Annotated in this window: 31 protein-coding genes and 1 pseudogene; 21 read left to right on the top strand and 11 right to left on the bottom strand. The window is 68.5% G+C overall.

What is annotated here, in order from left to right; all coding sequences use genetic code 11:
- From MUG98_RS15805 to MUG98_RS15815, 3 genes are all read left to right on the top strand, one after another.
- Nucleotides 1-1,095 carry an alanine racemase gene (locus MUG98_RS15805; RefSeq protein ID WP_265108399.1) on the top strand — a complete coding sequence of 365 codons (1,095 nt, stop codon included), beginning with the start codon at nt 1-3 and terminating at the stop codon, nt 1,093-1,095.
- 177 nt (nt 1,096-1,272) lie between these two features.
- Nucleotides 1,273-1,659, top strand: a complete 387-nt coding sequence (locus MUG98_RS15810) for a DUF5789 family protein (protein WP_265108400.1) — start codon at nt 1,273-1,275, stop codon at nt 1,657-1,659.
- Between the two features lie 145 nt (nt 1,660-1,804).
- On the top strand, nt 1,805-2,416 hold the full coding sequence (locus MUG98_RS15815; RefSeq protein ID WP_265108401.1) for a translation initiation factor IF-2 subunit beta: 612 nt from the start codon (nt 1,805-1,807) through the stop codon (nt 2,414-2,416).
- 141 nt (nt 2,417-2,557) lie between these two features.
- Here the strand turns inward: MUG98_RS15815 and MUG98_RS15820 are convergent, their stop codons facing one another.
- Nucleotides 2,558-3,043: a helix-turn-helix transcriptional regulator gene (locus MUG98_RS15820; protein ID WP_265108402.1), complete on the bottom strand. Its 486-nt coding sequence runs from the start codon at nt 3,041-3,043 to the stop codon at nt 2,558-2,560.
- A 111-nt stretch (nt 3,044-3,154) separates the two neighbouring features.
- Here MUG98_RS15820 and MUG98_RS15825 point away from each other — a divergent pair, with 111 nt between their 5' ends.
- The 11 genes from MUG98_RS15825 to ptsP all read left to right on the top strand — a co-directional run bounded on the left by MUG98_RS15825 (nt 3,155) and on the right by ptsP (nt 12,007).
- Nucleotides 3,155-3,793: an HAD family hydrolase gene (locus MUG98_RS15825; RefSeq protein ID WP_265108403.1), complete on the top strand. Its 639-nt coding sequence runs from the start codon at nt 3,155-3,157 to the stop codon at nt 3,791-3,793.
- A 46-nt stretch (nt 3,794-3,839) separates the two neighbouring features.
- Entirely contained in the window at nt 3,840-4,823 is a 984-nt protein-coding gene (cbiB, locus tag MUG98_RS15830) for an adenosylcobinamide-phosphate synthase CbiB (protein ID WP_265108404.1), read from the top strand.
- Nucleotides 4,823-5,581, top strand: coding sequence for an adenosylcobinamide-GDP ribazoletransferase (gene cobS, locus MUG98_RS15835; protein ID WP_425601053.1), 759 nt, complete (start codon nt 4,823-4,825; stop codon nt 5,579-5,581). The genes cbiB and cobS overlap by 1 nt, the downstream gene beginning before the upstream one ends.
- On the top strand, nt 5,581-6,177 hold the full coding sequence (locus MUG98_RS15840) for an NTP transferase domain-containing protein (protein ID WP_265108406.1): 597 nt from the start codon (nt 5,581-5,583) through the stop codon (nt 6,175-6,177). The genes cobS and MUG98_RS15840 overlap by 1 nt, the downstream gene beginning before the upstream one ends.
- Complete coding sequence (gene cobT / locus MUG98_RS15845) at nt 6,168-7,229, top strand: nicotinate mononucleotide-dependent phosphoribosyltransferase CobT (protein ID WP_265108407.1); 1,062 nt, start codon at nt 6,168-6,170, stop codon at nt 7,227-7,229. Before MUG98_RS15840 ends, cobT begins: the two co-directional genes overlap by 10 nt.
- A complete protein-coding gene (locus MUG98_RS15850) occupies nt 7,219-8,247 on the top strand; it encodes a threonine-phosphate decarboxylase (protein ID WP_265108408.1) in 1,029 nt (342 codons plus the stop codon). The genes cobT and MUG98_RS15850 overlap by 11 nt, the downstream gene beginning before the upstream one ends.
- Entirely contained in the window at nt 8,240-9,001 is a 762-nt protein-coding gene (locus tag MUG98_RS15855) for an adenosylcobinamide amidohydrolase (protein WP_265108409.1), read from the top strand. Before MUG98_RS15850 ends, MUG98_RS15855 begins: the two co-directional genes overlap by 8 nt.
- A gap of 119 nt (nt 9,002-9,120) precedes the next feature.
- Nucleotides 9,121-9,534 carry a DUF8009 family protein gene (locus MUG98_RS15860; RefSeq protein WP_265108410.1) on the top strand — a complete coding sequence of 138 codons (414 nt, stop codon included), beginning with the start codon at nt 9,121-9,123 and terminating at the stop codon, nt 9,532-9,534.
- A gap of 122 nt (nt 9,535-9,656) precedes the next feature.
- Entirely contained in the window at nt 9,657-9,872 is a 216-nt protein-coding gene (locus MUG98_RS15865) for a hypothetical protein (protein ID WP_265108411.1), read from the top strand.
- 97 nt (nt 9,873-9,969) lie between these two features.
- Nucleotides 9,970-10,272, top strand: coding sequence for an HPr family phosphocarrier protein (locus MUG98_RS15870; RefSeq protein WP_265112473.1), 303 nt, complete (start codon nt 9,970-9,972; stop codon nt 10,270-10,272).
- Nucleotides 10,265-12,007, top strand: a complete 1,743-nt coding sequence (ptsP, locus tag MUG98_RS15875) for a phosphoenolpyruvate--protein phosphotransferase (protein ID WP_265108412.1) — start codon at nt 10,265-10,267, stop codon at nt 12,005-12,007. The genes MUG98_RS15870 and ptsP overlap by 8 nt, the downstream gene beginning before the upstream one ends.
- Before the next feature lie 29 nt (nt 12,008-12,036).
- On the opposite strand, the gene dhaM is transcribed toward ptsP, so the two are convergent.
- The 4 genes and pseudogenes from dhaM to MUG98_RS25665 form a co-directional block, all read right to left on the bottom strand.
- Nucleotides 12,037-12,417 (bottom strand): dihydroxyacetone kinase phosphoryl donor subunit DhaM, encoded by a 381-nt coding sequence (gene dhaM, locus MUG98_RS15880; RefSeq protein ID WP_265108413.1) that lies wholly within the window; start codon nt 12,415-12,417, stop codon nt 12,037-12,039.
- Nucleotides 12,417-13,136 (bottom strand): dihydroxyacetone kinase subunit DhaL, encoded by a 720-nt coding sequence (gene dhaL, locus MUG98_RS15885; RefSeq protein WP_265108414.1) that lies wholly within the window; start codon nt 13,134-13,136, stop codon nt 12,417-12,419. The genes dhaM and dhaL overlap by 1 nt, the downstream gene beginning before the upstream one ends.
- A gap of 18 nt (nt 13,137-13,154) precedes the next feature.
- Complete coding sequence (dhaK, locus tag MUG98_RS15890; protein WP_345779801.1) at nt 13,155-14,153, bottom strand: dihydroxyacetone kinase subunit DhaK; 999 nt, start codon at nt 14,151-14,153, stop codon at nt 13,155-13,157.
- Nucleotides 14,154-14,330: 177 nt separating this feature from the next.
- A pseudogene (locus tag MUG98_RS25665) lies at nt 14,331-14,381 on the bottom strand (hypothetical protein); the annotation flags it as partial.
- 167 nt (nt 14,382-14,548) lie between these two features.
- On the opposite strand from MUG98_RS25665, the gene MUG98_RS15895 reads away from it, so the two are divergent.
- Nucleotides 14,549-14,797 carry an amphi-Trp domain-containing protein gene (locus tag MUG98_RS15895; RefSeq protein ID WP_265108416.1) on the top strand — a complete coding sequence of 83 codons (249 nt, stop codon included), beginning with the start codon at nt 14,549-14,551 and terminating at the stop codon, nt 14,795-14,797.
- 50 nt (nt 14,798-14,847) lie between these two features.
- Here the strand turns inward: MUG98_RS15895 and MUG98_RS15900 are convergent, their stop codons facing one another.
- Nucleotides 14,848-15,741: a sulfurtransferase gene (locus tag MUG98_RS15900; RefSeq protein ID WP_265108417.1), complete on the bottom strand. Its 894-nt coding sequence runs from the start codon at nt 15,739-15,741 to the stop codon at nt 14,848-14,850.
- A gap of 112 nt (nt 15,742-15,853) precedes the next feature.
- Here MUG98_RS15900 and MUG98_RS15905 point away from each other — a divergent pair, with 112 nt between their 5' ends.
- The gene (locus MUG98_RS15905) at nt 15,854-16,588 is read left to right on the top strand and encodes a fumarylacetoacetate hydrolase family protein (protein WP_265108418.1); all 735 of its coding nucleotides are present in this window, start codon (nt 15,854-15,856) and stop codon (nt 16,586-16,588) included.
- 21 nt (nt 16,589-16,609) lie between these two features.
- Here MUG98_RS15905 and MUG98_RS15910 read toward each other — a convergent pair whose 3' ends face one another.
- Together MUG98_RS15910 and MUG98_RS15915 are read right to left on the bottom strand one after the other, a co-directional pair.
- Nucleotides 16,610-17,110 carry a molybdopterin-dependent oxidoreductase gene (locus MUG98_RS15910; protein ID WP_265108419.1) on the bottom strand — a complete coding sequence of 167 codons (501 nt, stop codon included), beginning with the start codon at nt 17,108-17,110 and terminating at the stop codon, nt 16,610-16,612.
- 109 nt (nt 17,111-17,219) lie between these two features.
- Nucleotides 17,220-17,594 carry a cupin domain-containing protein gene (locus MUG98_RS15915; protein ID WP_265108420.1) on the bottom strand — a complete coding sequence of 125 codons (375 nt, stop codon included), beginning with the start codon at nt 17,592-17,594 and terminating at the stop codon, nt 17,220-17,222.
- 164 nt (nt 17,595-17,758) lie between these two features.
- On the opposite strand from MUG98_RS15915, the gene MUG98_RS15920 reads away from it, so the two are divergent.
- Both MUG98_RS15920 and MUG98_RS15925 read left to right on the top strand, forming a co-directional pair.
- A complete protein-coding gene (locus tag MUG98_RS15920) occupies nt 17,759-18,271 on the top strand; it encodes a YkgJ family cysteine cluster protein (RefSeq protein WP_265108421.1) in 513 nt (170 codons plus the stop codon).
- A 153-nt stretch (nt 18,272-18,424) separates the two neighbouring features.
- Nucleotides 18,425-18,676: a translation initiation factor eIF-1A gene (locus tag MUG98_RS15925; protein WP_004216827.1), complete on the top strand. Its 252-nt coding sequence runs from the start codon at nt 18,425-18,427 to the stop codon at nt 18,674-18,676.
- A gap of 149 nt (nt 18,677-18,825) precedes the next feature.
- On the opposite strand, the gene MUG98_RS15930 is transcribed toward MUG98_RS15925, so the two are convergent.
- From MUG98_RS15930 to MUG98_RS15940, 3 genes are all read right to left on the bottom strand, one after another.
- Nucleotides 18,826-19,392, bottom strand: coding sequence for a type 1 glutamine amidotransferase domain-containing protein (locus MUG98_RS15930; RefSeq protein WP_265108422.1), 567 nt, complete (start codon nt 19,390-19,392; stop codon nt 18,826-18,828).
- Between the two features lie 64 nt (nt 19,393-19,456).
- Nucleotides 19,457-20,161 carry an SDR family oxidoreductase gene (locus tag MUG98_RS15935; protein ID WP_265108423.1) on the bottom strand — a complete coding sequence of 235 codons (705 nt, stop codon included), beginning with the start codon at nt 20,159-20,161 and terminating at the stop codon, nt 19,457-19,459.
- A 130-nt stretch (nt 20,162-20,291) separates the two neighbouring features.
- Complete coding sequence (locus tag MUG98_RS15940; RefSeq protein WP_265108424.1) at nt 20,292-22,157, bottom strand: formate/nitrite transporter family protein; 1,866 nt, start codon at nt 22,155-22,157, stop codon at nt 20,292-20,294.
- Between the two features lie 202 nt (nt 22,158-22,359).
- On the opposite strand from MUG98_RS15940, the gene MUG98_RS15945 reads away from it, so the two are divergent.
- The 3 genes from MUG98_RS15945 to cruF all read left to right on the top strand — a co-directional run bounded on the left by MUG98_RS15945 (nt 22,360) and on the right by cruF (nt 25,653).
- A complete protein-coding gene (locus MUG98_RS15945; RefSeq protein WP_265108425.1) occupies nt 22,360-23,868 on the top strand; it encodes a phytoene desaturase family protein in 1,509 nt (502 codons plus the stop codon).
- Between the two features lie 71 nt (nt 23,869-23,939).
- A complete protein-coding gene (locus tag MUG98_RS15950) occupies nt 23,940-24,797 on the top strand; it encodes a prenyltransferase (RefSeq protein ID WP_265112474.1) in 858 nt (285 codons plus the stop codon).
- Nucleotides 24,790-25,653 carry a bisanhydrobacterioruberin hydratase gene (cruF, locus tag MUG98_RS15955; RefSeq protein ID WP_265108426.1) on the top strand — a complete coding sequence of 288 codons (864 nt, stop codon included), beginning with the start codon at nt 24,790-24,792 and terminating at the stop codon, nt 25,651-25,653. Before MUG98_RS15950 ends, cruF begins: the two co-directional genes overlap by 8 nt.
- Nucleotides 25,654-25,694 lie beyond the last annotated feature (41 nt).

Consider the following 25,694-nt stretch of genomic DNA (forward strand, 5'->3'; position numbering starts at 1 on the left):
GTGATCGACGATCCCAGTCGGGATCGGCAGGATTACGCCCCGATCCTGACGATTCGACCCGAGATCGTCGAGCGGAACGCGCGCCGGATCGCCGATCGGTTCGACGGCGATCTCGTCGGCGTCACGAAGGGCGTTGGGGGCGATCCCCGGGTCGCGAGGGCGATGGTCGACGGCGGCGCAACCGCGATCGCTGATTCGCGGCTGGCAAACCTGCGACGGCTCGGCGATCGGGTCGACTGCGACCGCTACCTGCTCAGACCACCGATGCGCCACGAAATCGACGCCGTCGTCCGTGACGCGGACGTCTCGTTCCAGTCCGAGCCGTCGGTGCTGCGAGCGATCGCGGCCGCCGCATCGCGACGGGGCATCGATCATCGGGTCGTGCTCGCGGTCGACGTCGGTGACCGACGTGAGGGAGTCCTGCTCGACGATCTCGCGGCGACGCTTTCGGTCGCCGCAGAGATGGACGGAATCGAGGTCGCGGGGGTGGCCGCCCACACCGGCTCGCTCAACGGCGTCGTTCCGACCGTGGAGTCGGTATCGCGGTTCGTCGACTGCCTCGAGCGGGCCGAGGAGTCGATCGGTCGGCAGTTCCCGATCTGCTCCGCGGGGAGTTCCAACACCCTGGGGCTGTGTTTCGACGGCGACCTCCCGGAGCGCGTGACCCAGCTCCGGATCGGCGAGGCGATCCTGCTGGGGACGGATCCGACCACCGGCGAGCCACTGCCAGGGTTCGAGACCGACGCCGTCGTCCTGTCCGCGGACGTGATCGAGTGCAAGGCCAAACCGTCCACACCGGCGGGGCCGACCGGCCGCGACGCGTTCGGGGAGTCGCCGACGGTCGAGGATCGGGGCGTCCGGGACCGTGCGATCGTCGCGATGGGCCGCGTCGACGCCCCCGTCGATGGATTGACGGCGGTTCGGGAGAGCATCGACGTCCTCGGAGCGAGCAGCGACCACGCCGTCCTCGACGTCACTGCGGTCCAGGAGTCGATTCGACCGGGCGACACCCTCGCGTTCGAACTGGACTACGGTGCGCTCGCCCGCAGCGCGGCCTCGCCGTACGTCGCGACGGCCTACGATAGTAGCCACTGAACGTCAATGCACACCTGATCGCAGGACGGCTTTGCGATCAGTGTGTACATCGTTTCAGTGGCTACGAGAGTGAGCGACGCCGCGTGACGGCCCGCTGGCTCGACAGCTGTTCGTCGCGACCGGACACGTGCGATCGCCGGCCGGCCGCTTTTACACGCTGTCGTGATAGTACCGGCCATGAGCGACGACCCCCCGAGCCGCGATCGCGTCCAGGATCGCGCCGAACAGCGAAAGTCCCGGCGGGCCGACACCACCGAGTCGATCCTCGACGACGTCGAGCGTCACCTCGGCGACGTGGAGTACCCGGTCACGGGCGAGGAACTCGCGACGGAGTACGGCAGCGAGCCGATCGACATGCCGAACGAGACGGAGTCGCTGGGGAGCGTCTTCGATCGACTGACGGACGAACAGTTCGAGTCGCCCGAGGAGGTCCGCGAGGCCGTCTACGGCGAGATCACCGGCGAGGCGGGCAGTCCCAACGAGGCGAACCCCGAACGCGACCTGGGCCGGCTGGACGAGGAGAAACAGGGATCGATCAGCGACGGCGGAAACGACCAGTTCTAGGGCCGGAGCCGTCACCCGCGATCGAGTTGGAACCGGGTACTGGGTCCCGATCCGAACCGGGTGCTTTGCTCCGATCGACGCCCGTATCCGGCGAGGGAGCGACGATAGCAGAACGGATTTACGTTACGGGGCACTGCGTTCGTGTATGGATTACGAATCGAGTCTCGACCGAGCGATGGACGAAGTCCCCGACATCGGGGGCGACCAGCAGCGATTACAGATCCCCGACCCGCAGGCGCAGAAAGACGGCGCATTCACGCGGTTTACGAACCTCGGCGACGTCGCCGACGTGCTCTCCCGTGAGGACGAGCACCTCCACCGGTTCATCCAGCGCGAACTCGGGACCAGCGGCAAACTCGAGGACGGGCGCGCCCGTTACAACGGCTCGTTCTCCGAGAAGGACTTCGACGCGGCGATCGACGCATACGTGGACGAGTACGTCCTCTGTTCGGAGTGTGGCCTGCCGGACACCCGCCTCGTCCGCGAGGACCGCACCCCGATGCTGCGCTGTGACGCCTGTGGTGCGTTCCGGCCGGTGACCAAACGCTCGACCAGCAGCCAGCAACAACAGCAACAGGAAGCCGTCGAGGAGGGCAAGACGTACACGGTCGAGATCACCGGTACCGGCCGCAAGGGCGACGGCGTCGCCGAGAAAGGCGAGTACACGATCTTCGTCCCCGGGGCCGAGGAGGGCGACGTGGTCGAAATATACATCAAGAACATCTCCGGCAACCTCGCGTTCGCCCGGCTCGCCTGAGCGGTCGGCTCTCGATTCTTCGACGTCTCCTCACCGATCGAGCGTACCCGTTCGTCGACACCGGAACCGAACCACCGAGTTCGTGGCACGGTCCGAACGCGAATCGCGTTCTCGTCCCGGTCGCGGGACCTCGGAACCCGATCAGGAGAGCGGTGCGGGAACGTCGTCCGGCAGACAGACGATTTTCTCGCGACCGAGCTGGTACCGTTCGATCGCGCCTCGCGCTTCGAGGTCGGAGAGGAGGCGGCTCGCCGTCGAGGGTGACCAGCCGTACTCGTCCGCGAAGCGGCGCTGTTTCAGCCGACCGTCGCGATCCTCCAGGACGGCCCGGACGTACGCCTCGGGCGAGATACCGTACTCGAGGATCTCGCTCCGGCTGGTCGGTCCCTGCTCCGGGTCGAGGAGCCGTCTGGACGGTTCCGTGCTCGGTCTCGACCGTGCCGTCGGTGCCGATCGATCCGTCGACTCGGCCCGTGCCGCAGTGTCAACCCCCGCCCCACCGTGGTCCGCGCCAGCCCGATCTGTGGGCGCCTCCGCCACTCCTCCACTGGCCGTCGTACAGCGCCGGACGGTTCGTCTGACAGCGCCGGAGAGTCGGGACACGAACGGTGCCTGTCGCTGCGTCATACTCGTTCGTCGAATCCAGCCCGTCAAAGGGGTATTCACAAACCCGTCCAAACGTTCGCGGGGCGCGATCGGACCGCGAAGCTAAAGTCAGCTTGTGCTAGTCACACGAACGTGGCCGTATCGTTCGACCTCTTCGGGACCCTCGTGACAGTCGATCGGCCGGCCGATCCAGCGACGGCCATCGCGACCGAACTCGCGAAACGGGACGTCGCCGTCCCCGACGACTGGCCGGACGCGTACGCCGAACCGCACGTCGACGCGCCCGAGGGGGCGGAGGTTCCCCTTCCGGCCCACGTCTCGCGCGCGCTCGCGAGCCGCGACGTCGACCACGAACACAACGCGGCCAGACGGGCCGTCGTCGCCGCGTTCGATCCCGCCGTCGAGACGAGACCGGGTGCCCCCGAGGCGGTCGCGGCCGCCCGGGAGCGGGGTCCGGTCGCGCTCTGTTCGAACTGTAGCGTCCCGGAACTGGTCGGCCGGACGCTCGTCAGGTCCGACTTCGATCGCGACGACTTCGACGCCGTCGTGACGAGCGTCGGCTGTGGCTGGCGAAAACCGGCGCCCGAAATCTTCGAACTGACGGCGGCCGAACTCGACGTCGACCCCGCCGATCTCGTCCACGTCGGCGACGATCCGGCGACGGACGGCGGCGTCGACGCCGTCGGGGGGACGGCACTGCTGCTCGGCGACGTGTCGATCGACGAGATCCCGGAGCGACTCGCGACCCTGGACCTGGGGGACGAGCCATGATAGCCGTCGCCGAAACCGGACCGACCGATCGGAGGGGACCGACCCCGTGATCCTCGTGACGCTCGCCGTGCTCGGGCTGGCGTTCAGCCTCGACCTGCTGGTCGGCGAGCCGCCCACCGCGTCCCACCCCGTCGCGTGGTTCGGCCGCCTCGTCGCCGTCCTCGATCGGGACTGGCACGACGACGCCCGCGTCCAGCGACTGGTCGGCGTCGGGATCGCGCTCGTCGCGCCGCTCGTCCCGGCGGGCGTTGCCGGCGGAACCGTCCTCGTAGCGTCCGCCGGTCACCCGACTGCCGGTCCCGTGGCCGCCGGCGTCGTCCTCTTCCTGTCGGTCAGCCTGCGCTCGCTGCTCGATCTCACCGAGGAGGTCGTCGGTACGACCGAAACGGATCTCGAGACGGCTCGGGAGCGGGTTCGCGGCCTCGTCGGACGGGACGCGTCGGCGCTTTCGTCGGCCGAAATCCGCAGCGCGGCGATCGAGAGCGCGGGCGAGAACCTCGCCGACGGCCTGGTCGCGACGCTGCTTCCCTTCGCCGTCCTCGCCCCGCTCTCGCTCCCGGCCGCCGCGGCCGCCGCCGCGTGGGTGAAAGGCGTCAACACGCTCGACTCCATGCTCGGCTACCCCTCGAAACCGATCGGGACCGCGAGCGCCCGCCTCGACGACGCCGTGATGTGGCTCCCCGCCCGGGTCGCGGCAGTGACGATCGCCGTCGCCGCGGCCGATCCGCTGGTGCTGGGACGGGCGCGCGAGTGGGCTCGCGAGCCCCCGTCGCCGAACTCCGGGTGGCCGATGGCGACGCTCGCCTGCGCGCTCGACGTCCGACTCACGAAACCGGGCGTCTACGATCTCGCGCCCGATCTGGCGTTGCCGACGGTCGCGGACGGCGAGCGAGCGGTCTCCCTCGTGGGACTGGCAGCGGCCGTCGCGGTCTCCATCGCCGTCCTCCTCGCGATCGCCGCCTCGATCGGCTGGGACCGACTCGAGTTACTCCGATACGCAGTCCTGGCAGGAACGGAGGTGACTCCGTGATGCGACGCTGGCTCGGTGCCGTCCGCGGCGCGATCGGCTTCCTGACGCGACTCCCCGCGCCCCACCGCGAGGGCGACTGGGAGGCGTTCCGGACGACGCCGGCGGCCTTCCCGATCGTCGGGTTCGTGACGGGCGCGATCGCAGCCCTGCCGCTGGTCGCGGCGGAGGCCCTTTCCGCACCGAGCGTCGCGCTGGGCTACCTGCTCGCCGTCTACGCGGTGACCGGGGTCCACCACGTAGACGGCGTGGCGGACCTCGGCGACGCGCTCGTCGTCCACGGCGACGTGGACCGCCGCCGCGAGGTGCTGAAAGATACGACGACCGGCGTCGGGGCGCTCCTCGCGGTGTCGATCACCGTCGTCGGACTCGCGCTCGGGGGACTCGGCCTCGCCGGGCTCCCCGTCCTGGCGGCCGTCGCGATCGCGATCGCGGCCGAGGTGGGGACGAAACTCGGCATGGCGGCGATGGGCTGTTTCGGAACGGCGAGCTACGAGGGGATGGGGCGGCAGTTCACGGCGGGTGCCGCGCCTCGCTCGTTCGTCGCGCCCGCGGTCGTCGGCCTCCCCGCAGTCGCGCTCACGTGGCCGCATCCGGCCGCCGCGATCGCGCTCTGCGGTGCGATCGGAGGAATCGGCCTCCCCTGGTACTGGGCGACCCGCCACCTCGGAGGTCTCAGCGGCGATATCTTCGGCGCGGCCAACGAGATCGGACGCGTCGCCGGCGTGCACGCGGGGGTGATCGCGTGGACGCTGTTGTGATGTGTGGCGGGCGCGGAACCCGCCTCGAGAGCCGCCACGAGAAGCCGCTGCACCCGATCGCCGGCCGCCCGATGGTCGATCGCGTTCTGGCGGCCCTCGACGAGAGCGGCGTCGGGACCGCGTACGCGGCCGTTTCGCCCAACGCGCCGGAGACGCGCGCCCACCTCGACGGGAGCGAGGACGCGAGAACGATCGAGACGGCCGGGGACGGCTACGTCGCCGACCTGACGGCCCTGCTCGATCGACCCCAGATCGAGCCGCCGATCCTCACCGTCGCAGCTGATTTGCCGCTGCTCGCGGGACCGGTGATCGATCGCGTCCTCGATCGCTCCGACGGAAGCGACGACGGCGACGGCGCGCCATCGCGGACCGTCGCCGTCCCCGTCGCACTGAAGCGACGGCTCGGCGCGAGCATCGACTCGCGCCTCGAACCGCAAACACACCTCGCGCCGACGGGGATCAACGTCGTCGGCAGTACTGACCGGACCATGACTGACGTGTCCTACGATCCACGACTCGCGGTGAACGTGAACCGACGTGCAGACGCCGACATCGCGGCCGAACGCCTGGCCGGGAGGAATGATCCGTGCGCGTGATCCTCCCCGCCGGCACGACCGAGACGGCGCTGATCGACGGGATCAGCGCGGCCGGTGCAGCCCCGGAGCTGATGGAACACACGCCCTCGGCCGACGTCGAGATCCTCGTCTACGGGGAGCCGACGGCCGCGCCCGTCACCCCCGTGAGCCCGAACGGGTGTCCGACGCCCGCCGCCGTCACGCGGGCCGTCCGCGAGGTGGTCGGTTTCGACCTCGCGGTCGTCGACGCCGGACTCGCCCGGTCGACCGCCGCGCCGACGATCGACCTCGACGCGCGTCCGGGAGCCGACATCCGCGAGGAGACCGCCGTCCCCGACGCGACCTCGGTCTTCGATCGAGCCTTCGGCTACGGGTCGGGCCTCCCGGACGACGAGATCGTGATCGGCGAGACCGTACCGGGCGGGACGACGACCGCCCTCGGCGTCCTCACCGCCCTCGGCGAGCCGATCGGCGTCTCGTCGTCCCTCCCTACCAACCCGATCGAGCGCAAGCGCCGCGTCGTCGACGAGGGTCTCGCGGCGAGCGACCTCGAGGCGGGAGCCTGCGAGGGCGACCCGCTCGCGGCGATCGAGGCGGTGGGCGATCCCGTCCAGCCGACCGTCCTGGGCATCGCGGCCGGCGCGATCGAGTCGGGAACCGACGTGACGCTGGCCGGCGGGACGCAGATGGTCGCCGTCGCGGCCCTGTTGCGCCACGCCGGGATCGACGCGCCGCTGTCGATCGCGACAACTTCGTTCGTCGCGGCCGAGCAGGGTGACAGCCTCGGGGCGGCTTGCGATCGACTCGACTGCGACCTCGTCGTGACCGATCCCGGCTTCGACGAACGCGATCACGTCGCGATGGCACGGTACTGTGCGGGCGAAGCCAAGGAGGGCGTCGCGATGGGCGGCGCGCTCTCGCTCGTCCCCGACGGACGGATGGCCGCCGTGCGGGACCGATTCGAGACGGTCTGTGCGAGACTCGGGATCGAGGCGGCCGACGGGGACGAAGAGTCTGCGGCGGCGACCGGCGACTCGGACGACACCGCCACGGAGGCCGATCGTGGATCCTGACGCGATCCGGTCCGGGGAGCGGGTCCCTCACGGCGGCGAGTCCGATCGGGACCTGCTCGACTTCTCGGCCAACACGAACCCCGCGACCCCGGACGGCGCGGCCGACGTCTACGCGGCGGCGCTCGAGGACTCCCGCCGGTATCCCGACGACGACTACGCCGAGTTTCGGGTGGCCGCGGGGGCGTTCGTCGACTGTGCGCCCGATCGGGTGATCCCGACGCCCGGCGGACTGGCCGCGATCAGGCTGGCGATAGAAAGTGTGCTCGCACCCGGCGATCGGGCGCTGATCCCCTACCCCAGCTTCGGCGAGTACGCCCGCGAAGTCCGGCTGCAGGGAGCGAGTCCGCAGTTCGTCTACCACGAGGACGTGCTCTCGATCGGAACCGACGTCCTCGACGGCTGTGCGCTGGCGGTCGTCTGTACGCCGAACAACCCGACCGGCGAGGCCGCCGACCCCGACGCGCTGGCGGCCTTTGCCGATCGCTGCGCGGAGGCGGGGACGACGCTACTGGTCGACGAGGCGTTTCTCGGCTTCACCGACTTGCCGTCGGCGGCCCGTCTCGACGCGGAGCACGTCGTCGTCGCACGATCGCTCACGAAACTGTTCGGCCTCCCCGGACTCCGCGCCGGCTTCGCCGTCGCGACGGGCGATCGTCGAGACGCGCTGGAGACCGCGAGACGGGCGTGGTCGCTCGGAACGCCCGCGGCGCGGGTCGGCGCCCACTGTCTCCGCCAGGACGCGTTCGTCCGGGCGACTCGCGATCGGGTCGCGAGCGAGCGCGAGCGGGTACGGACCGCGCTCGAGACCGAATTCGACGTGCATCCGTCGGACGCGCCGTACCTCCTGTGTGACGTCGGCGATCGCGGGGTCGAGAGCGTGATCGAATCGGCCCGCGACGACGGGGTCGCGATCCGCGACGCGCGAACGTTCCGCGCGCTCGACTCGCACGTCCGCGTCGCGATCAAGGATCGGCGATCGAACGATCGACTCCTCGACGCACTCGAGAGCGATGGCTGAACCGGTCGACCCCGCCTACGGCGCGTCCCGTCGCGACGGCGTGCTCCAGGTCGCCCGCCCCGACACCGAGTGGCTCTCGACTGGCCCGGACGGCGGTCGCGTCACGGCCGACGCCGCGTACAACGTCTCGGTCCCCGCCGAGTGGGAGAAGACGACACTCGACGCCTACGCCACCGATCGGCTCGATCGGGCGGGCTTCGACGGGGTGGGCGACGGGCCCGTGCTGTTTACGGGCGTCGCGATCGAGGACGCCCGGGGCGCACGCTGCGGCCCGGTCACCGCCTACGCGACGGCCGGCGTCTCGAATCCCGCGGCGCTGCCGATGGATCCGACGGGGACGGTCGGACGCGAGGTGGTCGCCGAAACCGACCCCGACGCGACCCAGGGGACGGTCAACGTCGTCGTGGGCACGACGCGGGCGCTCGCCGACGGCGCGCTCGCCAACCTGATCGCGGTCGCCGCGGAGGCGAAGGCAGCGACCCTGCTGGCCGAGACCGGCTTCCCCGGGACGACGACGGACGCGATCGTCGTCGGCCACGATCCGTCGGGGACCGCCGCGTCGTTCTCCGGGAGCGCCACCGCGGTCGGCGCGGCGACGCGGGCCTGCGTCCGCGAGGCCGTCCGGGCATCGCTGCGGGCCCACTACGACGGCAACGACCCGGAACTCCCGTCGTCGGTCGCCGAGGCGACCTACGGCGTCTCGACGGACGTCCGGGCCGACGTGTTTCGACCGCCGCTCGCGGAGTGCGACTGACGTAGCCCGCACCGATCGGGATCGAGGTGGGATCGAGATCGGAAATGGCGACCGTCGCCCGTGACACGGACCAGCGTCGAACCCGGACGCTAAACCGTCGCGGGCCGTACGATCGCCCTATGGCTGAGGACGATCCATCGGTGATCCGTTCGCTCGCCGTGTCGCCGGACGACGCCGTCGACGCCTTCGTGTACAGCCAGGAGAATCCGGGCGACGCCGTGCTCCGGGTGACGCCGCCGTTTCACGGCCGGATGCGGGCGCGGATCCACGTCTACCGCGTCGACGACACCGAACTGACCGGCGCGGTCCACCTCTCGCCCGCTGACATCCTCGAGGACGACGTCGTCGCGGAGTATCCCCGACTCGAGGCGGCGCTCGCGGACGCGGATCCGGACGACGCGGACCGGATCCGGGAACGGCACGCCGAGGCGGTCGCGGCGTGGCAGGACCGCGCTCGCGAGGCGATCGCCGGGTCGGTCACGCTCGAGACCGACGACGGCCCACATCGCGTCGAACTGAAGCGACTCGGCTGAGGCGTCGATCGCGATGGGCGACGGTCCGAGCCACGATTTCGTCGAGAGCGCCGCTCCGTCCCGCACTTTCACTTTCACCGCGGACGGATCGGTTTGACGTACTATCAGGCCGATTGACGAGTATGGCACTGATAATGGACGGTACCGACGCCCAGAGCACGCGCGAGAAACTGGTGACGCACGAACACGACCGCCGCGATCCCGACCGCCGCCGGCGGATCGACGTCACCGATCTGCACGCGGCCGGGATCGAATCCTTCGTCCGATCGAACGTCGAGACCGATCGGGTCTCGCTCGAACACCGCGGCGAGCGAACCTACCTCGTAATCGAGGAGTAAACGCCGTGCTCGAACCGGGGAACTGTTTTGGTCGTTCCCGCGACTAGTCCTGCATGGGATTTACACGCACCGGTCTCCCGGGAGGACGAATCGCATGATCGAACGGACGGTCACCGTCGTGCCGGCGGACGGATTACACGCCCGGCCGGCCGCAACGGTCACCTCGACGGCGAGCGGGTACGAGGCCGACGTAACGATCGCACGCGCCGACGACGGCGACTTCGTTCCGGCGAACAGCATGCTCGCAGTCACCGGGCTGAACGTCCGACACGGGGAGGACGTGACGCTACGAGTCGACGGGCCGGACGAGGCGGCGGCGATCGACGCCCTCGAGGAGATCGTCACGACCCCCGTCGCCGACGCCGACGAAGCGAACCCCGACCCGAACGACAATGACTGACGAGGGGGAACTCGCGGGAACCGGCGTCACACCGCTCGTCGGCGTCGGACACGCGTACTGGCTCGAGACGAGCGTCGAACTCGGACCACCGCCGGATCCGGACGACGTCGACGCCGACGTCGAACGCGATCGGTTCGAGCGAACCCGTGATGCGGTTCGCGAAGCGCTCGAACGGGAACGGGAAGCAATCGCGGAACGGGTCGGTGACGAGGAAGCCGACATCTTCGACGCGCACGCGGCCTTCCTGATGGACCCCCAGATCGCGGACGGCGTCACGGCGGCGATCGAGGACGGACTCCCCGCGACACACGCAGTCCGGGAAACGTTCGACGAGCACGTCGACCAGTTCGAGGGACTGGAGGGACCGATGGCGGAGCGAGCGGACGACCTGCGCGACGTTCGGGATCGGCTGCTCCGTCGGCTGCTCGCCGACGAGGCGGACGCCGGAGACGCTGCTACGGACGGGACGGCCGCGGCGGAAGACCCGGAGCCGTCGATTCCCGGGGGTGCCGTCGTCCTCGCCGATCGACTCACCCCGAGCGAGACGGCGGCGTTCGATCCGGACCGGATCGCGGGAATCGCGACGAGCACCGGGGGCGAGACCTCCCACGCGGCGATCATCACGCGGGCGCTCGGAATCCCCGCCGTCGTCGGCGTCGGCGACGTGTTGCGGACGGTTTCGGACGGCACGCCGGTCGTCGTCGACGGCGACCGCGGGGTCGTCGTCCCCGATCCGGACGACGAAACGCGCGAGCGGGCCGCCGCCGATCGAACCGCCGAGCCGATCCCGGAACCGGTGTCGACGAGCGACGGACGATCGATCGAGGTGGCCGCGAACGTCGCCGGACCCGCGGACTTCGACCGGGCGGTCGCGATGGGTGCCGACGGCGTCGGCCTGTTCCGGACGGAGTTCCTCTTCTTCGATCGCGACGAACCGCCCGACGAGGACGAGCAGTTTCGGACGTACCGAGAGGCCCTCGAGACCGTCTCCGGTCGCGTGATCGTCCGGACGCTCGACGTCGGCGGGGACAAGCCACTGCCCTACCGGCAGGACGGGACCGAGCGGAACCCGTTCCTCGGTGCGCGAGGCATCCGCCTCTCGCTGGAGGAGCAGTCGGACCTCTTCGAGACGCAACTGCGAGCGCTCCTGCGGGCGGCCGCGACGCCGAACGGGGACGATCTCGCGGTCATGTTCCCGATGATCACGACCGTCGAGGAACTCGATGCGGCTCGAGAGCGACTCCACGCGATCGCGGAGGACCTGACCGCGGCGGGCGTCGACAACGCCGTTCCGGAACTCGGCGTGATGATCGAGACGCCCGCTGCGGCGTTCGTCGCCGACGAACTGGCAGCCCGCGTGGACTTCCTCAGTCTCGGCACGAACGATCTCACCCAGTACGTGATGGCCGCCGATCGGGAGAACGAGCGGGTCGCGGACCTGCAGGATCCGCTCTCTCCACCGGTGCTACGGGCGATCGCCCGGACGGTCCGTGCGGGCCACGAGGGGGGCGCGTGGGTCGGAATGTGCGGCGAACTGGCCGGCGACCCGGCGGTCACCGAGCTCCTCGTCGGCCTCGGTCTCGACGAACTCAGTGCGAGTCCGATCGCCGTTCCGGCGGTCAAGCGGCAGGTGCAGGACCTCGACGCGAACGCCGCGACGGACCTGGCCGATCGGGTTCTCGACGCGGCGACGCGAGAAGAGGTTCGAGCGCGCTACGAGGACGAGTCGCGCTGACCCCACTCGACCGCCGATCGCCGACGCCCTCACACCTTCGAGACGTCGTGCGCGTCCTCGGCGGCCTCGCGAACCGACTCGACGGTCGCGGACGGCGCGGTCGCCGCGACGGTCGCGTTGAGCGCACCCTCGAGTACGGGCGCATCGGCGACGACGGCGTCGACGGCCGTCTCCTCGATCGCGAGTTCGGCGTTCATCACGGCACTGCCGAGATCGACGAGGACGACGACGCCGCCGTCGTCGGCAACTGCCTCGATCGCCTCCCGTATCGGCCCCGGTGTCGTTCCGATTCGGCCGTCTTCGGTTCCACCGACGGCCTCGATACGGGCGTCGCCGCCCATCTCCCGGGCGACCTCGCGAATACCCGCGGCCGCTCGCTCGCTGTGAGAGACGACGACGATGCCGACCATCACTCACCCCCGTCCGCGGGGACGTCCTCGGCGTCGGGTTCGGGGACCTCGTCCGCCTCCGCGTCGATCACGACCTCGCCGTCGACGTACTCGGTCGCGACGTCGAGCAGTTCCTCGAGCAGGTACAGCGTACTCGTCGCGCCCGGGTCCTGGTGACCGACCGATCGCCACCCGAGGTACGACGCTCGCCCTTTCTTCGCGTGAATGGGCGTGGTGAACTCGACGCCACGACGGGCGGCGTCGACGGCCCGTCCCAGGGCCTCGATCGGTTCGCAGTCGTCGACCTCGATCGATTTCTTGTAGGTGTGGACCGCGGGCGTGAGCGCGTCGACCATCGTCTTGTCGCCGACTGACGCTTTCCCGCGCTCCTCGACCGTCTCGAGGTACCGCTCCGCGAACGCCACCGTCGTTTCGGCGGTAATCCCGTCCTCGAGTTCCTGGCTCGCCTTCATCAGCGACCCGCCGTACAGCGGGCCGGACGCGCCGCCGACTTCCGAGACGAGCGCGACGCCCGCCGTCTTGACGAGTTCGGCCGGGTCGCCGTCGGTCTCCTCGACGCGTTCGAGTGCGGTCCGGAAGCCGCGATCCATGTTGGCACCGTGGTCGGCGTCGCCGATCGCGGAGTCGAGTTCCGTCAGGTACTGCTTTTCGACCGAGAGCCGGTCGGCGATCGCTTCGACTGCCGTCTGAACCGCGTCGGACTGAGTCTCTTGATCCATCCTGTCGTCACCAGTCGGTTACTCGGGTACCGTCAGCGCGGGCGTCTCGGCCGGGGCGGCGAGCAATTCCTTCAGTTCGTCGTCGAGTTCCAGTACCGTGATCGAACACCCCATCATGTCGAGGGAAGTCATGTAGTCGCCGACCCAGGCGTCCCAGGTCTCGAGCCCGTGGTCGTCGAGTACCGCCTGGAGCCGACGGTTGACGACGTACAGCTCCATCAGCGGCGTGCCACCCATTCCGTTGACGATCGTCGCGACCTCGGCGCCCGCCCCGAGGTCGAGGTCCTCGAGCACGGCCTCGGTGAGGTGGTCGGTGATCTCGTCCGCGGACATGAGGTCGGTCCGTTCCGTGCCCGGCTCCCCGTGGATGCCGATCCCGAGTTCGATCTCGTCCTCGCCGAGGTCGAACGTCGGTTCGCCCTTCTCGGGCGTGACACAGGAGGTGAGCGCCATGCCCATCGTCCCGACGTTCTCGTTGGCCTTCTCGGCGACGCGTTTGACCTCCGCCAGATCGCCGCCCCGCTGGGCCATCGCGCCGGCGACCTTGTGGACGAAGACCGTCCCGCAGACGCCGCGACGACCCGAGGTGTACAGCGAGTCTTCGACCGCGACGTCGTCGTTTACCACGACGTGCTCGACCTCCGTATCGGCCTCCATCTCGGCCATCTCGATTGCCGTCTCGAAGTTCATCACGTCGCCCTCGTAGTTCTTGACGACGCAGAAGACGCCCTCGCCGCCGTCACAGGCCTGGATCAGTTCGCTCAACTGGTCGGCCGTCGGCGACGTGAACACCTCCCCTGCAGCCGCGCCGTCGAGCATGCCGTCACCGATGTACCCGGCGTGCGTGGGTTCGTGACCGCTGCCGCCGCCGGTGACGAGTCCGACCTTTCCCTCGACCGGTGCGTCGCTGCGAACGACGGTCTCCGTACCGTCGACGCGCCGGAGGTCGTGGGCCGCGACCATTCCCTCGAGCATCTCGTCGACGACGTCCGCCGGTTCGTTAATGAGTTTCTTCATGTCCCACGTTGGTTGTGGACACATAGCAAGATAACGCTTGCTCGTCGCTCCATCGATCGAGAAGGCCCGAGAGCAGCGCCGGTCGCCGATCCGCCGTCGATCGGCCGCCGAGACGCGGAGGCCGATCGCGTCGTAGTCGAAGGCGATCCGGTGGCCGAGCGCCGAGATCACGACCCCCATCGCGATCGAGTCACACGGCAGGCCGAAGCCGTCGGAGACGAAGAACACGAGGAAGCCGAGGATCCCGAACAGGCCGCCGACGAGCAACAAATCGTTCCTCGCAACCTCGAGAGCCTGCTCCGGTGAGAGCGCAACGGGTCGGTTGGACCGCGGCCAGAGGCGGGCCTGCCTGTTCCCGGCCAACCTATTTCTGTCCCGTCGGTGTCAGTTCGCCCATGGGAGAAACTACCAGTAGCTCGGACGAGGTTACGCGCGACGAAGCGGCCGACCTCCTCCAGGAAATCGCGCGCGAACTCCGGGGCGAAGGCCGGGCGGACGTTCGCATCGGTAACAAGACCCTGACGCTGACACCGGCGTCCGTCCTCGAGTACGACGTCGAGGTCGAAGAACGATCGCCGATGCTCGGCGGCGATCGCGAGGAACTCACGGTGTCGCTCGCCTGGGAGACCAAAGGCGAAGACTGAGCGGGCGGTCGATCGCGAACGCCGCTCGCGGAGAGACTCCCTCACGCCGTTCAGCCGTCACCCTCGCCCTTCTCCAGCGGGGCACGGATGAGATTTCCCCACTCCGTCCACGAGCCATCGTAGTTGTGGACGTCCTCGTACTCGAGCAGTTCGTGGAGCGCGAACCACGCGATCGCCGATCGCTCGCCGACCCGACAGTAGGTGACGACGGACTCGTCGCCGTCGATCCCCTCCTCGGCGTACAGTTCCTCGAGTTCGTCCGGTCCCTTGAACCGGCCGTCGTCGCGCAGGTTCGTCTTGACCGGGACGTTCGACGCGCCGGGGATGTGACCCCCGCGCTGGGCGGTCTCCTGGAGCCCTTCCGGCGCGATTATCTCGCCCGTGAACTCCTCGGGCGATCGCACGTCGACCATCGGGATGCCGGCCTCGCGGGCCTTGTCCACGTCGTCCCTGTAGGCCCGGATGCTCTCGAAGGGGCCCCTCGCGGCGTACTCCTGCGCTGGGAAATCGGGCTCCTCGTCGGTCATCGGGTAGTCCTCGTTCACCCAGTAATCCTTCCCGCCGTCGAGGACGCGGGCGTCGTCGTGACCGTAGTATTTGAACTCCCAGTAGGCGAAGAGCGCGAACCAGTTGGGGATCCAGCCGTCGCCGTAGAAGACGACCGTCGAGTCCTCGCTGATACCGTGGCTCCCCACGACCTCCTCGAACTCGTCTTTCTTGAGAATGTCTCGCTGGTCCCGATCGGAGAGGTCCTCGTCCCACTGGAGTCCGATCGCGCCGGGAATGTGTCCCTCGTCGTACCGGGAGGGGAAGTCCCCCTCGTCGGGCGATTCCGGACTGTTGACCTCGACGAGGCGGTAGTCGGGATCGTCCGCCTGGAACTCGTCCAGGTGGTCTTCGACCCAGTCCGCCGAAACCAGGACGTCGGTATCGTATTCGGGCATGCCTGGCCTTGCTCCCACGACGAACGACAAAAACCTCACACGGGTGCTTCGAACCGCTCCTGTCCGAAATCAAACCGGTAGGACTAATTCGCGGGCCGCCCATCCACCGGCGATGCGACTCGCGAGGATTTCGACCCCCGACGGACCGGTCACCGGACGGTACGAAGACGGCGTCGTCCACGGCGATCACGGAACCTACGAAGTCGACGACGATGACACCGCGTTTCTGCCGCCCTGCGAGCCCTCGGCGCTGTACTGCGTCGGCCGCAACTACGCGGAAACGCTCGATCAGATGGAATACGAGCGACCCGAGGAACCCGACTTCTTTATCAAGCCGCCCGCCTCGCTGCTCGGCCACCGCGAGCCGATTCCGTACCCCGAGTTCACCGAGGAACTGACCTACGCCGGTGAACTCGCGGCCGTCATCGACGAGTCCTGCCACGACGTCCCGGAAGACGAGGTTTCCGACGTGGTGCGCGGGTACACGATCATGAACGACGTGGACGCGCTCGACCAGCAGGGACGCACGGCGCGAAAGGCCTTCGACGGCTCCGGCCCGCTCGGGCCGTGGATCGAGACCGATCTCGACCCGACGGCGATCGACATGTGGACCGACGTCGCCGGCGAACGCCGGCAGGAGGCCACCACGGAATTGATGCTGTTCGATCCGTACGAGATCGTCTCGTACCTCTCCCGACGATTCACGTTCCGGCCCGGTGACGTCGTGGCGTTCGGCAGCCCCGCGAACCCCGGACTGGTCGAACCCGGCGACGCCGTCGAGATCACCTACGAGGGCGTCGGGACCTTGCGGAATACGATCGCGGATCGCCCACACGCGGGAGAGTGACCTCGCCGACCCGGACCGTCGCTATTCGATCCGGGACAGCGCCAGTCCCTTCGCGGTATCGGCCCCCGAAAACGGGGTTTCGCCGATCCGTATCTCCGACACCCACTTGATGCTCTCCCAGCAGTCCCGCCCGGGATCGATCGGTACGAACCGTGCCGGGCCGCCGTGTTCGACCGGAAGCGCCTCGCCGTTGAGTTCGAGCGCGAGGATCGACTCCGAGAGGCGATCGATGGGGAACGAGCAGGCGTAGTCGCCGTCCATCGCGCGGACGAGGCCGTACTCGCTGTCCCCCGTCGGGCCGGCGCGGTCCAGGACGGCTCCGACGCGGACGCCGCGCCAGGAGAGCCCGTTCGCGACCCACCCCTCCGCGCACGCGAAGTCGTCGGCCGCCGTCTCGAGCGGGAACGACGCGAGGTCGGCCGGTGCGAGCCGGAGCGATCGATCGACCGTCCCGGTGACGCGTAGCGCCCACCCGTCGGGGTCGACGTCGGCCGGCACGTCGTGGGTTCTGAGGTCGCTCATCGCCCGATACTACGACGCCGTTCCCTAAACGATTGACCCGAACGTATCCGAGATCGGAACCGCGACTGCGCCGGACGGGCGATCCGATCGCCTCGAAAACCGGCGTCGCTCACTCGGGATCGAACTCGCCGCGGCGGAGGCCGACCCGGACCGGTTCGTGCTCGGCGTCGGACGGCGGCGGCGACGTGACGAGCAGGGCCTCCAGCCGTTCGTCCCGGTTCGCGTGGACGCCCCGGGACTCGCCGGCGGGGACGACGACCACGTCGCCCGGTTCCACGTGCCGGTCCTCGTCGCCGTCCCTGACGAGTCCGCGTCCCGATTCGACGTCGATGACGACGTCGCTGTCGGGTGCGTGGACGGGGATGAACTGTCCCGGTTCGAAGTAGCCGAGCACCGCTTTCAGCCGATCGCTCCGATAGATCTCTCGCGTCGAGAATTTCTCGTCGTCGTACGTTCGCTCGGCGTCGAAGTCAGTCGCGACCATATCCGAATATCGGCGCGACACCCGGAAGAGTCTTGACCGAAATATATTCGCCTCTCGATCGGTCGGCGGGACGGCGGCTCGCTCTCCGAGGAACGACGCCGATCGACGGGCCCGTCCCGACCCAGGAAGAAAGGCACTTCCGCCCGTATCCCCTCCCCTCCGACGTGAGCGCTGACGCCCCGCGCCGCGTCGAAGTCCACCCCGATCGGGAAGTCGTCGTCGAGTTCGATCCCGACCTGACCTTCGAGTGCGTCGACGACTGCACCTGGTGTTGCCACCACGGGGTCTTGCTCTACGATCGGGACCTCCTCGAGCTGGCCCAGCGGGCGAACCTCGCGGAGACGACGACCGACTTTCGCGGCGAGAAGTTCGTCACCCGCGAGGAGAAAGGTCGCGACGAGCACGCCGCCGACGACGGGCACGCCTGCGCCTTCCTCCGCGACGACGGCCTCTGTTCGCTCCACCTGGAGGAGGACTGGAAACCGACCCGGTGTTCGGTCTTTCCGCTCGGCGTCTGGCGCGAAGACGGCGAGCTCCACGTCGACGTCCGAGACTCCGCACACGACCACTGCGACGGGCTGAACGTCAGCGACCGGCGGGTGATCGAGAACCTCGACGCCTTCCTGCCGGAACTGCTGTGGGACCTCGAGAATCCGGATTCGGACCGGGAACTGTAGCCGGGACTCGATCGGGACACGTCGAGGCCAGGTTCGACCGACCGAACGATTCGCCAGAATATGGAGTCGTGCTACCACGTCTCTCCGACCATTTAAATGTGCGCCGCTCGTAGTGGAGGTGTGACAGAAAACTCCGGGCGACGGAACCTCCGTATGCCCAACAGTGACGAAGTATTCGCCGTCGTAACCGAACACCTCGGGGGCAACCACGTACAGCTCCGCTGTGAGGACGGCGAAGAGCGTCTCGGCCGCATTCCCGGGCGGATGAAATACCGCACCTGGATCGAACAGGACGACATCGTCGTCGCCGAGCCCTGGGACTGGCAGGACGAGAAGGCCACGATCGAGTGGCGCTACACCAGTCAGGACGCCGACCAGCTGCGCCGCGAAGGCCACATCGACTGATAGCGATCCTTGTCCGGCGGGTTGAAACGAGACCACTCTTCTCGACGACGTCGTGAGCGACGGCGCGGCCACTCCCAAGCGACGAGTTCAGGAACGGAGACGATCGCGAGATCGACCGGAGCCGGCCGCAGGTCGATCGACGCGGCCGGTCACTCGGCAGTCGCAGCGAACTCGTCGACGATCGCGTCGCAGAACGCGTCGAGGTCGTCCGGATCGCGGCTCGTGACCAGTCCGTCGTCGACGACGACCTCCTCGTCGACCCACTCCCCGCCCGCGTTCCGAACGTCGGTCTGCAGGCTGGAGTAGGACGTCAGCGTCCGACCGTCGATCACGTCCGCCTCGATCAGCGTCCACGGCCCGTGACAGATGACCCCGGCAGGCTTGCCGTCCGCCAGGTGCTGCCGGAGGAGTTCGACCGCGTCCTCGTCAGTCCGGAGCGTGTCCGCCCCGACGGTCCCACCAGGAACGATCAGGGCGTCGTAGTCGTTCGCCGAGACTCCCTCGAAGGTGTTTTCGACCTCGTAGGAGTCGCTCCACTCGAGATCGTTGTTGACGGTTCGTGCTTCGCCGGTCTCGCTACCGAGAACCTCGACCGCGGCACCGGCGTCGGACACGGCTTGCCTCGGTTCCGTGAACTCTACCTCTTCGCTTCCTTCCGGGGCGAGGAAGATCCCCACCGTCGTTCCCTCGAGTGGCTGTCGATCGGAGTGACTCATCGGACGACCCTGGGGCCGCCACCGGCGTAACGGTTCGACTTACTTTTGCAACGGGGCTATCGACTCACCGCGTCGCCCGCTTCCACTCCTTCAATCCGAGGATCTCGCCGTCGAGGGCGTCCCGATCGGCCTCGGTCGCCGCCCAGACGAACAGCCCCGCGATCGAGTCGGGATCGCGCCCCGTCCCGCCGGTGAGATCCGTCGCGACCTGCCCGGGTTCCAGACAGCCGACAGCGTAGTCGGTGTCGGCGGCGAATCCGCGCACGACCGCCTCGGCAGTGGCCTTCGATATCGCGTAGGAGCCGTATCCTGGACCGGGATCGCGAGCGACCCCACCTGTCGGCACGAGGACGCGAGCCCCCTCGTTCAGATGGGGCAGCGCCTCGCGGATCGTCGCGAAGACGCCCCGCCCGTTCGTCCGCCAGTGGTCGTCGAACGACGAGTAGGACTCCCGATCGGTCGGCGTCTCGCCCGGTGTACCGTGGTAGACGCCCGCCGCCGGGACGACGACGTCGATACCGCCGCTCTCGCCGGTTCGAGCGGCCGTCTCCACGAGACGCTCGACGTCGTACTCGTCGCGGACGTCGGTTCGCACCCCGTCGACGGCACCGCTCTCGTCGAGTTCCGCGAGCGCCGCGACGGTGTCGTCGATCGCCTCCCCGTCTCGCGCGCCGACGACGACGGTCGCACCCTCGGCCGCGAACGCTTCGGCGACTGCACGTCCGATGCCACCCGTCCCGCCGGTCACGATGGCGGTCGTTTCGTCCATACTCGTGCTACGAGGGGCGCCCTCAGGAAACCACGGTCTCCCGGCAAGGTGGAACGGCTCGAACGGGCGTCGGACCCGACGGCGAGAAATCCAAACGCGTCCGGATCAGTAAGCGCGAGCAGCGGCGTCACTACCGGCCGAACAGCCGCTGGAACAGGCTGCGCTCGGTCGGTCGTTCGGCGAGCAGGACCGAACAGCCGACCTCGTCGATCACGTCGATGTGCAGCGTCCCGGTCACGAGTCGCGAGAGGAGACCGCGTTCGGTCGCGCCGATGAGCATCATCGTGTGATCCGACGCCTCGCGACAGATCGCCGCCTCGACGTCGCCGGAGTCGTCGACGACGAGGTTCGCATCGCCGAGGTCGTGATCGACGGCCCACTCGCCGAGGAACTGTTCCGCCCGATCGGGTTCCGCCGGTTCGTCGGCGACGTACAGCAGGGTCACCTCGGCGCCGGCGGTCGTTCGAAGGGTCCGTACGACCTCGGCACTGAGGTCCGAATCCGGCCCGCCTGCGGTCGGGAGGAGGATCCGCGAGGTGTCCAGACCGCGGTCTTTGAACACGAGGAAATCACACGGAAGCTCGCTGGTGAGTTCGCTGAGCGGGCGTTCGGCGCGCGCGGCGTCCCACAGCTGGTTTGCACCCCATCCCATCACCACGAGATCCGTCCCCATGCGTTCCGCGGTGATGAATATCTCCTCGAACGACCGGTGGGAGACGACCGTCGAGGTCTCACACTCGACGTCGTAGTCCCCGACGAGGTCGCGAACGTCCTCGAGCTGGTTGTCCGACTCCGAGACGATGCGCCGGTGCTGGCGACTCCCGTAGTTCGCGGACGGACGCTCGGGAACCTGGACGATGTGGGCGACGTGAACGGTGCCCGACTCGTGGCCGCTGGCGAGCATCGCGGCGAGTTTGACGATCCTCGACTCGGTCCGGGGGTTCGCGATCGGCACCAGCACCCGGTAGGACTCGTCGTCAGCGGCCGTCCGCTCGCCGGTGTCGATCAGCGGGACGTACGATCGACCCGCGAATCCCCCGAACAGCCACTCGCGGGGGGAGAGCCGTCGCTCGCTGCCCGCAAAGCGTGCGGATTCGAGGCGTTTCTCGCTCGTCTGGTAGTAGTTGACAACCGTCACCAGCAGGACGCCGCCGAGCGTGTTGCCGAGCAACACCGGGAGCACGAACTCGGTCGCCCCGACGAAAAGTCCGAGTTCGCCGGCGAAGACCAGGTAGAGCATCTCGGTGAAGGAGACGACGACGTGAAACAGGTTGCCGAGCGGAATCGCGAGGAACGCGAGGTAGACCATCACGAGGCGGGAAATCGTGTCCCGCGAGGCGAAGGTGACCCAGACGACGCCGGCGACGATCAGGCCCGCGAACGCGGCCTTGAAGAACAGGTCCCACCACGCCGTCTCGAGTCCGTGGGTTGCGATGCTCATCGCCGCCTCCTCCGCCGGTCTATCGAACACGCCGCCCCAGGTGAGCGCGGCCGCGCCGAACGCTCCACCGGCGAAGTTGCCCGCGAGCACGATGACCCAGTGACGGAGCAGCGCCGGGAGACTGGCCAGTCGCTCGATCGTCAGGGCGACGGGCGGCAGCGTGTTCTCGGTGTACAGCTGATAGCCGCCGATGATGATGTAGATGAACCCGAGCGGGTACAGCATCGAGCTGAGTATCGGATGCCCGTCCGTCGCGCCGTACAACGAGGCGTACAGCAGGAACGTGATCGTGATCGCGAACCCGGCCGCGAGACCGCTGAAGAAGAGTTCGCGATTTCCGGACGTGATCTCCTCGTCGGCTGCCGCGATGATCCGCTGGAACACCTCGTCGGAGGAGAATCGATCGCGAACGACCGATCCCACCGCAGGCGCGCCGTGTCTGGACCGTTCGACCGCCTCGCGAACGGAGTCTTCCCCGGACTGATCGGGTGACTCCGCGTCTACCTGATCGGGCGGCCCCGCATCCACGTGTTGAGGGCGTTCGGAATCACTCATTGGTGGATCGAATCGGGTAACGAACTAAGCGTTTGGCTTTCGAATCGATCTATCGGGTCCGTCAGGCGGTCGTGGCGATGGTCATCGACCGATCCCGACCCACGGCTCGGCGTTCGTCGGGTCGTCGATTCCGATCGGCGATAGCGAAACCCTACGTAAGTATGACACACATTTAACACGGAACCGACACTGAGAGTACCACATGGAATCGCTGGCCGGAGAGTCGGTCGTCGTGATCGGAGCCGGCGTCGGCGGGCTGTCGACGGCCTGTTACCTCGCCGACGCGGGTGCCGACGTGCGAGTCATCGAGAAGAACGAGCAGCTAGGCGGCCGGGCGAGCCGCCTCGAACGTGACGGGTTCCGGTTCGACATGGGCCCGTCGTGGTACCTGATGCCCGACGTCTTCGAGCGCTTCTTCGCCGAATTCGATCGGACGCCGACCGACTACTACGACCTCACGCACCTCGATCCCCACTACCGGATCTTCTTCAAAGACGGCGATCGGGTGGACATTACGGCCGACATCGACCGGACGAAAGCACTCTTCGAGGAGTACGAGGAGGGTGCGGGAGAGGCCCTGGAACGCTACCTCGAGAAGTCGAAGGAGAACTACGAGGTCGGAATGGAACACTTCGTCTACGAGGACCGGTCCCGACTGCGGGACTACCTCGACCTCGACGTGGCCAGACAGGCCCGCGGCCTCTCCTTGCTCGGGTCGATGCAGGGCCACGTCGAGAAGTACTTCGACCACCCAAAGCTGCAGCAGATCGTGCAGTACACGCTGGTGTTCCTCGGCGGCTCACCGAAGAACACCCCGGCGCTGTACAACCTGATGAGCCACGTCGATTTCAACCTCGGCGTCTGGTACCCCGAGAACGGCCTCGGCGGCGTGGTCGACGGCATCGCCGACCTCGGTCGGGAACTCGGCGTCGAGTACGACACCGATCGACCGGCGACCGCCATCAAGGGACGCGAGGGCGCGTTCCTGATCGAGACGCCGGACGGGCCGCTGCGACCGGACCTGATCGTCAGCAACGCCGACTACGCCCATACGGAACAAGAACTGCTCCCGCCCGAACGGCGCGGCTACGACGCCGACTACTGGGAGTCCCGGACCTACGCGCCCTCCGCCTTCCTGCTCTATCTCGGCGTCGAGGGCGAGGTCGAGAACCTCGAACACCACACGCTCGTGCTCCCGACCGACTGGGAGGAGCACTTCGACCAAATTTTCGAGGATCCACAGTGGCCCGACGACCCCGCCTACTACCTGTGCGTGCCCTCGAAGACCGACGACTCGGTCGCCCCGGAGGGTCACAGCAACCTGTTCGTCCTCGTCCCGATCGCGCCGGGGCTCGAGGATACGCCCGAACGCCGCGAGGAGTACCGCGACCTGATCCTCGACGACGTCGCCGCCAACACCGGCACCGACCTGCGCGATCGGATCGTCGTCGAGGAGTCGTTCTCCGTCGAGGACTTCGCCGATCGGTACAACAGCTTCAAGGGAACTGCCCTGGGAATGGCCCACACGCTCCGCCAGACCTCCCTCTTCCGGCCGCCCCACCGATCGAAGGAGGTCGACGGGTTGTACTTCACCGGCTCGTACACGACGCCCGGGATCGGCGTCCCCATGTGTCTGATCAGCGGCGAGTTGACCGCGGAGAAGGTGATCGAGGATTACGGGCAACCGGTACTGGCGGACGGCCGCCGGTGACGGTCGTGACCGGGGATCCGGCGTCGAATTCGAGTGCGGGATCGGGCTCCGGACCAGCGTCGCAGCCGGCGATCGCCGACGGCGACGACCGGGGGCTACGCAGCCGACTCGCGTACCTGCTGACGCTCTCGCGACCGCGGTTCTGGCTCTACCTCGCGGGCCCGGTGCTCGTGGGCGTCGCCTACGCCGCCGACGGCGTCGGCGACCTCGTCTCGCCGGCGACCGCCGTCCTGTTCGCCTACTTCCTCCTCCCGGCGAACGTCTTCCTCTACGGAATCAACGACGTCTACGATCGGGAGATCGACGCCACGAATCCGAAGAAGGAGGATAGAGAGGCGCGGTACCGGGGACAGCGCTGGGTTCCGGCCGTCGTCACCGGCTGTGCCGTCCTGCCGATCCTGTTCCTGCCACTCGTCCAGTCGACGGCGTGGCCGTGGCTCGCGGCCTTCCTCGTCCTCGGGACCGCCTACAGCGCGCCGCCGGCGCGGTTCAAGACGACCCCGCTCCTCGATTCGATCTCGAACGGGCTCTACGTCGCCCCCGGTGCAGCCGCCTACGCCGCCGTCGCCGGGACGCAACCGCCGCTGCTCGCGATCGGTGGCGGCTGGCTGTGGGCGATGGGGATGCACACCTTTTCGGCGATTCCCGACATCGAGCCCGATCGGGCGACCGGGATCCGGACGACCGCGACGGTCCTCGGGAAAGGGCGGAGCTACGCGTACTGCGGGGCGTGCTGGCTCGCCAGCGCCGTCGCCTTCGGCGCGCTCGACCCCCGGCTCGGCGTACTCATGGCGGTGTATCCCGTGCTCGTCGTGTCGATCGCCACCGCGAGCGTCGCCGTCGATCGGGCCTACTGGTGGTTCCCGGCGATCAATACCGCGGTCGGCGCGGCGCTGACGATGGGCGGACTCTGGAGGCTCTATGGATAGTTTCTCGACGGGGTCCCACGACTGGACGCGAGCGACGGTCCAGCGGCGCCTCGAGACGATCGTCCGCGAGAACCGGTTCACGATCGCGGTGGTGTTTCCGATCGTCGGCGCGGTGACGCTCGTGGCGAGCGCCGAGGGACTGCTCCCCGACCCGCTTTCGTACAACCCGTTCCTGATCCTGTTCGGGACGCTGGTCATGCGATCGCCGCTCGTCGTGGGGCTCCTCCCGCGGATCGACCGGCGGGCGCTCGGCGTCCTCGGGGCCCTGACGGCGTTCACGTACGCGATCGAGATCGTCGGGGTACGAACCGACTGGCCCTACGGGGCGTTCGAGTACGGGATCCGGCTCGGGCCGATGCTGTTCGGGGAGATCCCTCTCGCCTTGCCCCTGTTTTTCGTCCCGCTGGTGCTGAACGCGTACCTGCTCACCTTGCTGGTCCTCCGCGAGTGGGCCGAAAACCCCGTGGTTCGGCTCGCGACCGCGATCGCCGCCATCGTCGGGATCGACCTCGTGCTGGACCCCGCAGCCGTCGCGATCGGCTTCTGGGCCTTCCTCCCGCCGGGAGGGTACTACGGGGTCCCCGTCTCGAACTACGTCGGCTGGCTCATCTCGGGCTCCGTCGCCGTCGTGCTGGTCGATCTCGCCTTCGATCGGGCAGCCCTCCGAGAGCGCGTTCGAGCCTGCGAGTTCGTCCTCGACGACCTGGTGAGTTTCGTCCTGCTGTGGGGGTCGATCAACGTCCTCTACGGGAACTGGCTCGCGGCCGGCGTCGCCGGCCTGTTCTGTCTCGGCCTGCTGCGTACCGATCGGTACGATCGAGACCTGCTCCGGACGGCGCTCCCGGGAGTCGGGTGACGGGAGTACCGACCCAGTTCGTGACGGGGATTCGCCACGGG

Source organism: Halosolutus halophilus, assembly GCF_022869805.1.
GTDB classification, from domain to species: Archaea; Halobacteriota; Halobacteria; order Halobacteriales; family Natrialbaceae; genus Halosolutus; species Halosolutus halophilus.